General features: G+C 43.5%; 19 protein-coding genes. All 19 read right to left on the reverse strand.

Features of this window, described 5'->3' with window-relative positions; all coding sequences use genetic code 11:
* Nucleotides 1-105: 105 nt before the first annotated feature.
* Nucleotides 106-435, reverse strand: coding sequence for a YjcQ family protein (locus tag JCM17471_RS08625; RefSeq protein ID WP_054777552.1), 330 nt, complete (start codon nucleotides 433-435; stop codon nucleotides 106-108).
* The gene (locus JCM17471_RS08630) at nucleotides 422-721 is read right to left on the reverse strand and encodes a hypothetical protein (protein WP_054777553.1); all 300 of its coding nucleotides are present in this window, start codon (nucleotides 719-721) and stop codon (nucleotides 422-424) included. The genes JCM17471_RS08625 and JCM17471_RS08630 overlap by 14 nt, the downstream gene beginning before the upstream one ends.
* Before the next feature lie 145 nt (nucleotides 722-866).
* On the reverse strand, nucleotides 867-1,004 hold the full coding sequence (locus JCM17471_RS13460; protein ID WP_225354218.1) for a hypothetical protein: 138 nt from the start codon (nucleotides 1,002-1,004) through the stop codon (nucleotides 867-869).
* On the reverse strand, nucleotides 1,001-2,716 hold the full coding sequence (locus tag JCM17471_RS08635) for a minor capsid protein (RefSeq protein WP_054777554.1): 1,716 nt from the start codon (nucleotides 2,714-2,716) through the stop codon (nucleotides 1,001-1,003). Before JCM17471_RS08635 ends, JCM17471_RS13460 begins: the two co-directional genes overlap by 4 nt.
* A gap of 4 nt (nucleotides 2,717-2,720) precedes the next feature.
* The gene (locus JCM17471_RS08640) at nucleotides 2,721-3,035 is read right to left on the reverse strand and encodes a ribosomal-processing cysteine protease Prp (RefSeq protein WP_054777555.1); all 315 of its coding nucleotides are present in this window, start codon (nucleotides 3,033-3,035) and stop codon (nucleotides 2,721-2,723) included.
* Nucleotides 3,007-4,449 carry a phage portal protein gene (locus JCM17471_RS08645; protein WP_054777556.1) on the reverse strand — a complete coding sequence of 481 codons (1,443 nt, stop codon included), beginning with the start codon at nucleotides 4,447-4,449 and terminating at the stop codon, nucleotides 3,007-3,009. The genes JCM17471_RS08640 and JCM17471_RS08645 overlap by 29 nt, the downstream gene beginning before the upstream one ends.
* Nucleotides 4,450-4,466: 17 nt before the next feature.
* A complete protein-coding gene (locus tag JCM17471_RS08650) occupies nucleotides 4,467-5,741 on the reverse strand; it encodes a PBSX family phage terminase large subunit (protein WP_054777557.1) in 1,275 nt (424 codons plus the stop codon).
* Complete coding sequence (locus JCM17471_RS15320) at nucleotides 5,728-5,985, reverse strand: hypothetical protein (protein ID WP_225354219.1); 258 nt, start codon at nucleotides 5,983-5,985, stop codon at nucleotides 5,728-5,730. The genes JCM17471_RS08650 and JCM17471_RS15320 overlap by 14 nt, the downstream gene beginning before the upstream one ends.
* Complete coding sequence (locus tag JCM17471_RS08660) at nucleotides 5,952-6,434, reverse strand: helix-turn-helix domain-containing protein (protein ID WP_054777559.1); 483 nt, start codon at nucleotides 6,432-6,434, stop codon at nucleotides 5,952-5,954. The genes JCM17471_RS15320 and JCM17471_RS08660 overlap by 34 nt, the downstream gene beginning before the upstream one ends.
* Nucleotides 6,435-6,519: 85 nt before the next feature.
* The gene (locus JCM17471_RS16810; RefSeq protein WP_225354220.1) at nucleotides 6,520-6,972 is read right to left on the reverse strand and encodes a hypothetical protein; all 453 of its coding nucleotides are present in this window, start codon (nucleotides 6,970-6,972) and stop codon (nucleotides 6,520-6,522) included.
* 142 nt (nucleotides 6,973-7,114) lie between these two features.
* Nucleotides 7,115-7,384 carry a hypothetical protein gene (locus JCM17471_RS15330; RefSeq protein WP_225354221.1) on the reverse strand — a complete coding sequence of 90 codons (270 nt, stop codon included), beginning with the start codon at nucleotides 7,382-7,384 and terminating at the stop codon, nucleotides 7,115-7,117.
* 29 nt (nucleotides 7,385-7,413) lie between these two features.
* Nucleotides 7,414-7,608, reverse strand: coding sequence for a helix-turn-helix transcriptional regulator (locus tag JCM17471_RS15335; RefSeq protein WP_225354222.1), 195 nt, complete (start codon nucleotides 7,606-7,608; stop codon nucleotides 7,414-7,416).
* A 447-nt stretch (nucleotides 7,609-8,055) separates the two neighbouring features.
* The gene (locus JCM17471_RS08675; protein ID WP_054777561.1) at nucleotides 8,056-8,292 is read right to left on the reverse strand and encodes a hypothetical protein; all 237 of its coding nucleotides are present in this window, start codon (nucleotides 8,290-8,292) and stop codon (nucleotides 8,056-8,058) included.
* A 447-nt stretch (nucleotides 8,293-8,739) separates the two neighbouring features.
* A complete protein-coding gene (locus JCM17471_RS08680; RefSeq protein WP_156321658.1) occupies nucleotides 8,740-9,027 on the reverse strand; it encodes an ArpU family phage packaging/lysis transcriptional regulator in 288 nt (95 codons plus the stop codon).
* Nucleotides 9,028-9,113: 86 nt separating this feature from the next.
* Nucleotides 9,114-9,320: an ORF6C domain-containing protein gene (locus JCM17471_RS16580; protein ID WP_369395844.1), complete on the reverse strand. Its 207-nt coding sequence runs from the start codon at nucleotides 9,318-9,320 to the stop codon at nucleotides 9,114-9,116.
* A complete protein-coding gene (locus JCM17471_RS16585; RefSeq protein WP_369395845.1) occupies nucleotides 9,317-9,592 on the reverse strand; it encodes an ORF6C domain-containing protein in 276 nt (91 codons plus the stop codon). Before JCM17471_RS16585 ends, JCM17471_RS16580 begins: the two co-directional genes overlap by 4 nt.
* A gap of 26 nt (nucleotides 9,593-9,618) precedes the next feature.
* Complete coding sequence (locus JCM17471_RS16590) at nucleotides 9,619-9,825, reverse strand: antA/AntB antirepressor family protein (RefSeq protein WP_369395846.1); 207 nt, start codon at nucleotides 9,823-9,825, stop codon at nucleotides 9,619-9,621.
* Nucleotides 9,826-9,830: 5 nt separating this feature from the next.
* Nucleotides 9,831-10,247 (reverse strand): RusA family crossover junction endodeoxyribonuclease, encoded by a 417-nt coding sequence (locus JCM17471_RS08690; protein WP_054777563.1) that lies wholly within the window; start codon nucleotides 10,245-10,247, stop codon nucleotides 9,831-9,833.
* 1 nt (nucleotide 10,248) lies between these two features.
* Complete coding sequence (locus JCM17471_RS08695) at nucleotides 10,249-10,437, reverse strand: hypothetical protein (protein WP_054777564.1); 189 nt, start codon at nucleotides 10,435-10,437, stop codon at nucleotides 10,249-10,251.
* Nucleotides 10,438-10,616: the final 179 nt, after the last annotated feature.

Below are 10,616 nucleotides of genomic sequence, written 5' to 3' on the forward strand. Positions count from 1 at the left end.
TTGCTCACCGTCAAAACCATAATCAATAGAATCTGTGCACCTAACATCACTTCACCACTTTCGAAGGCATAAAATAGCACTCAACAAGATTGTTGCGTGCTGACCTTATATTCCGGGCACAATGTCTTTAAAATCTTTTAACGCATTCTTTACACGCTCCATCATCGAATTGCTAAATAAATATTCAATGCCTTTAGGGGTGATCTGAACATCTCGTGCCAGAATGGTTTTGCCCGATAAAGACTCGATTTCATGAATACCACTAATATAGCCCTCTCGACTAACATTCATTATGATGTACTGCCAATAAACTGGATTGATGCCAACTGAAAGATTAGCAAATTCCTCATCTGATAGTGTCTTCCCCTGTTTGAGCGCATCGTATAATCGCTTTAATAACTTATACATGAGGACAAAGTAATCATCTTTTGCCATTCTGTAATTCCTCACTTTGAGTGTCCACCATGTAATCGACAAACTCAACCTGATCAAAGATGTCATTCAACGTCTTGCCATTAAATACAGGCTGATTCATAGCCTCTGTCCAATCATTTGAGTCAGAGGTAAATAAATAGTTATCCGGCGTTTGAGTAATCGTGTAACCCGATTTCCCCTTAACTGAGTGGAAAATCCAGTACTCATAGCCAGCGTATCGAAACCCAATCTCGTAACCATAAGTCAAACTAAACAAAATGTCATGCTTCTTTACTACCTGAACCATCAGCCTTCATCCTCCAATCAATTAGTATCTCTTCAGCACGATTAAGCCTTCTACCAACATTTCGCGGCGGGCCTTGCATGCTATTTTCTTGCACGTAACGCCATTCGTGAACATTCGGTTGACTTAACAATATGACCAATTTCGCCTAAGGTAATTTCAATCGTATCCCAATCCTTGGGACCATCGCCGATATCTGCCAAAAATGACTGGAATCAAGTATTTCAACGATCGCCGCCTTGCGACCATCTTTTAATAATACTGTATCGTATTCTTCTATTTTCACTCTTTGGCCTCCTTAATCATGATACTGCTCATGTGTGTTTCTTCATCACCAACCATCCACCCAGCCACGATATTGACAGGATGATGTTCTGGTCCATACATAATCATTGCCGTCTCATATCGATTCCCATATGGCGTTGTACTTTTCAGTCGAGCTGGGTACATCTTGATCCGCTTTAGAATTTCATCGCTAAACTCAGGGTAGTTGTCTATATCGAAGCCTAATTCCTTGGTAATCAATCTCCCTTTAATCAAACCACGTTCGTTCTCACCATCAAATAAGTACTTGGTAAACTTCTGTGGTGCAATTGTTGCGTTCTCTGCATTAGGTAGCAATAAATTAGGCTCAGATTTTAGACGCATGCGTCTTTGATAATCAATTTTGGTTAAAAGCCAATCCCTACCACCAGTATACTTCACGTCTTGAAAAGATTGAAGGTTACTAGGCGCATCTTCTTTCAGAATTACAGTAAATTCTCGATATTGTTTGAGATCTTCATTGAATGTCTTTGCCTCCAGCTGGGCGCGACGAACATTGGTTTCACCATACTTATCAATCAAAGCCTGTTCCCACTCGCGATAGGTCGTGCCAGCAGGCATTTCAAATGAGTGCCCGAGCGGATTATTGACTAGGTGCTTACCAACAAAAGTCTCTTTGCCAAAGTATGCCACAGCAACCGTCCGACACCACGCATGAAAAGGTGGATAGTTACCATGCATCCCATCGCAGTGAGCTTCTTCTACCTTGAAATGCAAACCGTCTTTCTTGCGACAAATAGTTGAAGTTCGAAAGTCTAACACGGCCACTAATACATACTCTTTGATACCATGCTCACGATAGCCCATTAGCTTAGCCTGATTACTGACAAAATTGGCCTCAGTTCGTATCAGGCGGCGGGCATAGTTAGCACCAACGCCGAACTTGTCCTGCAAAACTCGCTGCATGTCGCGATGAGACATACCCGACATGGCTTGAGCGGTAAACAGGTCCTTTAGTGTATCTGCTAGCAGGTCAGTGTTCTTCCAAATGCGCTTCGAGTAGTTGCTACCCAGCCAATTCATATGCATGACCTTATCAACTTGACTCGTGGACATCCGCTTGAACTCACGGATAGGCTTATCTGGCGTGAAATCAACTGACTTCACAACTTTGTCGGTGTCTGGGTCGATAAATTGCACGCCGCCTGGCTTAGCTTTAGCCTCAACATTCCCAGGTAACTTCAAATCATGTTTCGACTGACCGATAAGCGCCTCTGCGGATGCTTGATTATAGGCATCTTGAATGGTCTTAACGTAAAAATCGTCCATCTGCTGCTGTTCAATCGCACCAATCTGTCTGGCCACGACCTCTGCTTTTGCTCGCAATAGCTCGGCTTGAGTTATCCGCGACTTAGCTGCCATGGCACTAACTAAGCGCTGCATGTCCTTCTTAACAGCTTTATTGTCTTCTGACTTAATCAGCACTAGCAGCTCGCTCAGCTGGTCCTGCGTGATGCTCTGATTAAGAATAGTTTCTATCTCAGCTTCAGCATAGGACCCGTCGCCAAAGTAGCGCTTATAGACTTCGTCGGCCTGTTTTGTCAACCAAGCGTTAGCCAACAAAAAAGCCCTCATGATTGCCTTTTCCGGGTCATCGAGGGCTTTATGCATAGCAGCGTCTTGCTCGACGGCACGGCGCTCCCAGTAGCCGAATTTGTCTTCTTTGGATGACAACTAATCACCCCGCATCAATCCGAGAAATAGCGACCCGGTCTGGATATTGATCAGCGATGTCCTGCAAACCATGAAGTAAGGCCTTAGTCAAGACTGTATTCTGCGGCAAAGCAGAAATGTGCCTAACCACAATAGAATTATCATTGTTATCAGAAACCACGGAGACGGTTAACTCATTCGTGATTGCGATGGCAAGAGACGACACAGCCGCGCAAACAATGTCTTGTCCCTTAGCAGCAAAACCTGCATGGCCACTAATTTTATACCCGACTATCCGGTAGTTTTCGTCCTTACATATCATCATCTTCACTTGAATCATTGCTTTCACTTCCTCGCTCGTCATCGTAGTTAGACTGACTCATAGTGCCCATTGATTCTGCAGTTCGCTGAGCAGCTTTTCGCTTTTCTTCGTCCAGCATGGCAATCATTTCATCAGGACTATCTGGACCTGGTAGCCAGCTCAATGCGATTTGCTCTGGCACATAACCGCTCGCATTTTTGATGTTATTAATCGTGTCGCTCATGTTGACTGGAATATTTGGTACAACTTGGATAGTCGCGCCACTCACATCACACGCTTGACCCTTAGTAGCCAAAATGTTTTGTAGCAGCTGTAAACGCTGTTGAATCCCGCGAGTAAGATAGCGCTGCTTGGTGGCCAACAATTGCAATAAGCCAAACAACTTATACTTCATCGCTTCACCACTAACGTTGCCCATGAAATTTTTGTCATTCATATTTGGCACATAAGTTGTTTTGTGGATGTCGTCCAATAACGATTGAGACAGCACGTTAATTTCGGTTTCATTGAATGTTTTAGTTAGCCATTCAACGGCAGCACCACCGTCACCCATGCCACCTTTTGCCGGAGCTTCGATAATGCCATCGCCAACATTTGCTTGATCATCCAGCTTGAACCCATAAAGAACCAGGATTGCATCCACGAAGTTTTCTTTATCGGTCAGGCGATCAGATTGCAAGAGGTTATAGGCGTCAATCAGCGGGATTGTTTGTTCAAAGTCGCCCTGCCGCTCCTCATTGTTGCGGTACTCAATCACTGGAACCTTACCAAAATAGTGTGCTTGGACGTCTGGCTTTCTTACCAGATTGCCATCGCTAAGTTCGCTGCCATTTTTGGTACGGTACTTGATAATCCAGTGGCTGGTGTACACAGTGATGAGATACCCCTTGCTGTTGCCTTGCAAGTCTTGTTTTTCAAGTACATGAACTGCAAACAGCGGTGTCTTCTCGACAGTGTCATCTGTGACCATCACAATGCCGCGTGGGTCAATTTTTTCAACTCTGGGCACCGTTATAGCCTGACCATCTACATCAGCGCCAACGCTCAAATACGCGACCTCATAGGCAGTGCCAAAAACAGACAAATCTTTTTCGAGTTCTGCGTCATGACTGTTGATATCCATCAAGTCCAGAGCATCTAATACCGGCTGAATGTCTTTGCCTTTGCCTGCAGCGATAGAAATCGGATTACCTGTCATGAAGCCAACAATCATGTCGGTTGTGTACTTAGCGTGATTGATCATGACGTTTGCCGTCTTAGTCTGCATTTGCACCGTATTTCGGTCTAAGATGCTCTGCTTGCCATTGTAGTAGTCAAACAGCTTATCAAAACGGTCCTTGGACTTTGTCAATTGCTCAATGGCATAGTTGAGAACCTCATAGCTTGGGTTCTCGATGTTGCCCGCAAGCTCGCGGTCAATCGCAACTCCCAATATAAATCACCTCCATTTTATCGTAGCCATACTGGTTTCTTAGCTGTTGTGGCTGTCCGCTGCTTGTAGATCACCATAAAGACAAAGTATCGTAGCGCGTCCATCACGTGGTCATGGTCCTTGACGACTTTATCGATGCCTTTATCGGCCGCCTTGTCATCCCAGATGTAACTTGAGAACTCAGCAAACATGTGCTTGAGGTCATCCGCAAACATAATCTTGCCGTTGTTCATCGCGTTTTGTACTTCGCGGATGCCATTGATCACGTCGTTATCAGCAGCAATGACTTGATAGCCTGCTTTGCGTAACGCTGTGATAAAAGATGCCGCCGACGGGTCAACAATGATGCTAGCTTTAATAGTGCCAACAAACTTGCCCATGGCTGTCACATACTGACTGTCATCCCAATTGTTTGAGCTCTCACGACCTGAGTAGTAAAACTCTCTAAGACAGTACCAAACCTTGTCTTTCCGTCCCCACAGAAGGAAAACAGTAGGATTGCGTGTGCCATAGTCACAGCTGACATAGTAAGATTCATAGCCAGAAACGTCATCAATGTGAGTGGTCATGGTTTCTGCTGCCCAATTGTCATAGACGACACCATCCGCCAACACCCAAAGCCCTAAGATAAATCGTTTGTAAAACACGCCTGAGTAAAGTCGCTCATATCGAGCGATTGTGCTTGGTGACAGCGATGGATTGTCTTGCATCGTGAAGTGGATGCGCAATGCACGCTTTTCTTTAAGCTTGTCAATCCACTCAAGTTTGAACCAATGATATGGTCCTGCCGGGTTACAGTTGAACCATAGCTTTCCGCCCTCAACTGACACACGTGCCGTTGCTTGCTTGACGAAACTTTCAGGCATCAAGGCCACTTCATCAAAGAAGAAGCCGGCTGCCGTTAGCCCTTGAACCAGGTCTTGTGAGCCTTCATCTTTACCGCCAAACAAGAAATAATAATTCACTTTACCTCGCTTGCTGACTTCTAGCATGTTGTCAGAGCGATGATCTTTGACATGGAATCCGCGCGAGTGAAGCATGATTTTCAGTGGGCGGATGACATTACGTCGGAGTGAGCCAATCGTCTTACCTGCCAGCCCAAACTGCTGTGCGTCAAAGTCTGTCATCGACCACAACACATAAGACAGTGACATGATGACCGTTTTGCCGGCACGAACAGACCCATCGCAAACAATCGCATCTAAATCTTTAGTGCCAGGGTTTCGCCACCAAGTCAATGCTTGCATCTGCTTACGCGAAAACGGCGCGAATTTAAACTTAGCTTTCTTCATCGTCCCACACGTCCTTCATCCTGCCATCGATAGCTTCGATGAAGCCATCGTCTTCTTCATCATCCGTGATCCCCAAGTACTCCTTGGCTTTGACCTCAGCGATATCCGCCTCAGCGTTTGCCTTTCTAACGGATGCCTTCATGCCTTCGAGCTTAAGCCGGCGTTCATCATGAGCATCCGTCATCGATTCAAACTGCTTGATTAGATTGGTTAACGTTCCCATGGCCCGCGATTGTGCGGACAAGAAGTAGCTTGCTTATCCCAGGCATACTGGACATCGTAGGTTGTTACCATGTCCCCACTGCTCGATATCTCTTTGCTCATATCATCATGATTGGTCACATACATAAGCTTCTGCGATCGTATGATTGCTGCATACTGAATGGTAATGTTTTGCCACACGATGTCAGCAGGCGACGACTCACCAATGGCATCAATTAAATCTTGGGTATCATCTGGTAACCAGTTTGCGAACAATCCATGAGTGACCGCATTCTTATTCTGTTTAGGCGGATGTCCAGATTTACTTGGATGCAAGGTTGCAACCTTTTTATCTTTGGTTGCAACCTTTTGTGTCCAGTAACGTGACTTCCACGACTTGACCGTGTTAATTGAAACGCCATATTTTTCAGCAATATCCTTATACTTAAGCCCTTTATCATAGTCTTGTTTAGCTTCCTCGTACTTTTTCACATGTCACACCACCTCCGTTTGCACACTCGATTGTTTTGAAATCAGGGCATAAAAAAGACGCCTAAGCGTCTATTAGATATAGTACTTAAATTGGACTGAAGTCTTTCACTATTTCATACTTTGTTCCTAATGAATTCAAACCCCGATCCTGATAATCTATGAGATTGTCATTTCGAATTCTCCCAATGACAATACTTGGGATAACTCCCATTTCTTTGGCAAATGAAACCACTGAATTAGGGGAAAAGTCTTTACGGGAAACAAACTCAGAATATTTATCCTCGGGAATAAAATTCTGCAAATCGATCTGCCTTTTTCTCTTTTTCATCATAACTCTCCTGATCATCTCGATCAGAAAAGAAGTCTTCGTAATATATGTGTCCCAATTCATGAATGATAGAAAACCAAATAATATCAGCGGATTTGTTTTTATCAGTAAATAACAATAATACACTTCCGTTTTTAAATCTTTTGTTGCACCATTTAAACCGGCTCCCGGCATATTAGGCATACCTACTAGGACAATGCCGCATTCCAACAACCCATCGCGTAATTCTGGGTAAAAATTTTCCGGAGATTTTAAATTAAGTTGTTTAATCCAAGTGAATTTTTGTTCCAGCTTTTTTTGTCATATCTAACATTACTTATATGGCTAGCTTCATTCATAGCTAATTGCAATATTACATTAGAAGCAATTCGAGACTTACTTTTATTTTTCTCTCTGCAAGTCTATAACTAACTTGTGGATTAAAATCTAGTAGCTGTGTTAAATTTGACATTTTGAGAATTTGACGTAATTTCACTATCTTTTCTCGGATGGGATAACGTCTATTTTCTAAAATGTGATGTTCTTTTAAAAAGGAACTGTCTATTTGTTGTGCAACATTTGCTTCGTCTTCTGACTGTAAATTTCTTATCTCTTCAACTTTTGCATCATATTTAGCCTGCAAATTTAACCATGTCTTAATTGAAACGCCAGTTACTTGAGCCAGTTATTAGCAGTTGCTGGGCTAATGCCTTCTTCATTATTAACTAATTTGCTAACTGTTTTACCAGACAACCCCAACCTATGAGCAAATTCTTCTTGAGTGATATTCATGTCATCCAAGATGTCAGAGACGTAATTCCCTGGGTGAAAACCAATTAAATCTTTATATTCTGGATTTCTACTCATAATGATTACTTACCTCCTCAACCTGAACAAGTGTAATGGTTTTGGCATGCGGAAAAACATCTGTATCGGATTCATCAAAACTTAGTAACAATCTATATGAACATTTTTTCCCAGCTATATCTACTGCGTAAAATCCTTTATAGTTTCCCTTTAACTTGTGAAAGCGCATTGGACCAAAATTAATAACAGATTCCAAGGACTCGGCCGCTTCAATAAAAAATCGCTTTATGCAACCTGATCGCCACATTTTGCTCAAAATCTCTCTTGGCTTGCCTTATATCAGTACATTGCTTTTCCAACTTTTATTGCTATACCTAATCTCCAACGCCCCCACCACCAAACCCATATTACTTATTGGTAATTTAAGCTTAACAGTCAGATGGGATATCGTCAAATATTTCGGACAGCCTTTCTCATAAAAATGGTACCTGATTTCGTAATCATTTACTATTCCGTGTAGCGATTTTGTAGTCTCTCGTCATAATCGGTAATGACCTCAACCTCGCGCGCACCCTTAAATACACGCGCTAGCGGGTCTCCATCCCGCGCTTTGCATTTGCGTGTCGGCATCACCTTAAACAGCGCATCAGAAGTGTCACGGCGCGCGTTGCTGGAAGGATCAATATAAACTGTTGCGTGGTACCCAGCCTTTTTGTTCCGAAGAAACGTTTCTTCCGTCATCATTAAATCCCTCAATTCATCTTTATAGCCATAAAAAAAGCACCCACGCCATGGGTGCCTTTGAGGCAAAGCTATTAAGTTTTAAGTCATCCACAATGAAGAGATTGTGAACGAATGATCGCCGGTTATCGCTACCAAGTGACCAATGCGACGTGTGGGAATTGCACCCACCGCCAAAACTGGCGTCTGTCATCGTCGCTACCACTATTCAGAAAGGAGGATACTCATGTGCCAGCACCAGACATCTTCAAATCTGGTACTCTATCATAATAACGCCTATTATCGTTCTTTGTGGTTAATTAAAGGTGAATCGTTCATAAAATTAGGTGAATTCTAGCAACTCACTATTATTGAACGCTTCTGCAAACTCTAGTAATGCTTTGCGCTTTTGGTAGTCGACCATGTTGTCATTCGCATATCCCATTCGCTCAGCTATCTTTTCACCTTTCATCAATCATCTGTACAGTATGAAAAGTAGAGTACCCAGTAGCTCTCAAAGGATAAGAATTGCATCGCCCGATCGATCCATTTAATCTCTTGCTCAGCGCTGAAGTGATCAATCATTTGTTTCTCAGCTAAATTGCTAAAAGACTGAGCCTTTGGCATGTCATCAATGGTTGGCGATTTGTAGTTAGTCAGCGGGCGGCCAGCCATCCGAGCTAGTCGCCGATATGCTTTAAGTAAATCTCTTGCGTTATCTCGGCTTTTTTGTTCGTCGATTTGTGGTATCAGTGTCATCAACCCAGCCACCCCTTATGCTATAATTGTGTTTGTTGAGCATAACCATAGCGGCGTGTCCTTAGGGGCGCGCTTTTTACTGCCATTTAAATTTCAAAGCCAACCTCTTGTACTGCACCACCCATATCACGCAATTTCATCTTTACAGATGTAGACGGCGTCCAGTTCTCAATGAATTCACACGCTTTGTCAAATTGACCAATGCGAATCTGGGTTCGTGTTCGAACGCCTAGAAAATCATTCAAACCGCGGCTGATATCGCGATAGAACATGCCGCGTTGCTTGCTCGTCAACAACAGCTTCTGCGTTCGATGTACTGAACAACGGCCCGTGATACTAATCGGCTGATATATGCATACTGGCTACCTGACAATGGCTGGTTTTCTTCTAAGTCGGTGACTCGAGCATCTAGTTTTTCAACTCGCTTAATAGTTCGTGCCGATACTTGCATGGTCAAGATCAACTTTTCTTCGGGAGTTTGGGGCAATTCAATCTGCTTAGCGCGCTTTTCGACCTCAATAAAATACTGTCGCGCTTGTTTGCCTTTTTCGTTTCGCTGAATCATTGAAACCTCTTTTGCCATGTCCAGTGTCATTGCATATTCAACTCGCGGCGCCCGCCATTATAGGTTTTCCCCGGAATTGGGGAAAAGTCTATTCCTTCATCAAATCCATAACCTGTCATATCTTTAAACCAAGTTGAGAAATCTTTTCCAATCCCTAAAAAGTCATGTAATTCACGACCGCTAACTGCTACTGTGCCATCTTGTAGTGTAATGGTTTCAATGAGTTCATTCATTTTCTTTACTCCAATCCTTTAATTTCCACTTCGACTCTGGGATTATCTGAATAGCGTTTGATGACAAGTAGGTCAGTGACCTGGTTATCATCAACGTAGACAATGCCTGTTAATGCATCGGATACTGCCTTGTAGACATTGTCTAAATCCGGTTTAACCGTCGGTAGGATTTCGCCACTGACTTTCTTGGCCTTTAGCGCTTTACTGCCGGCTTTTTGTATTGGCCGATATATCTTTAGCCGGAAGTCGATTGGACCTTCTAGTGGCTCTCCTGTGAACGCCCGTTGAGCATATTGAGTCACAAGTGCCTTATAGGATCGGGACTTGGCCGGATCAACGCCTCGAACGCCATACCTGGTTCGATATACTCGCGGCCGTCCTTGTGCCACCGGCTCACCAGGTACCGTTATCTTTATTACCACGTCAGTCTTCCCACTCGATTAATTCAGGTTGGTGTTTAACCAGCCAATCCGCCAAGACATCGCGATTTGTCCAAGTATGAATCTCACCATCGTGAAGCCGATTATAAGTGTCGTGCTCATAGTGTAGCTTTCGGTTTTGAGCTACCATCTCTTTCGCTTTAGCCGCCATCTTTTGTTCCAACTCAATCATGTTTTCCGTGCTCACTCCCAACTAAATCTCTAATGCAGACAGCCGCGATGTAGGCAGCAATAGTAGTGGCAAAAGCGCTTATTCCCGCATAATTCCAATCATAGCTGCCCATGTATTTAAAAAGAATCCAGCACTTGCTACCGCCGAGATAATGCCAAATACGGCTAAAAGTTTATTCA

Origin of the sequence: Lacticaseibacillus saniviri JCM 17471 = DSM 24301 (genome assembly GCF_001311785.1) — a bacterium.
Lineage (GTDB): Bacteria > Bacillota > Bacilli > Lactobacillales > Lactobacillaceae > Lacticaseibacillus > Lacticaseibacillus saniviri.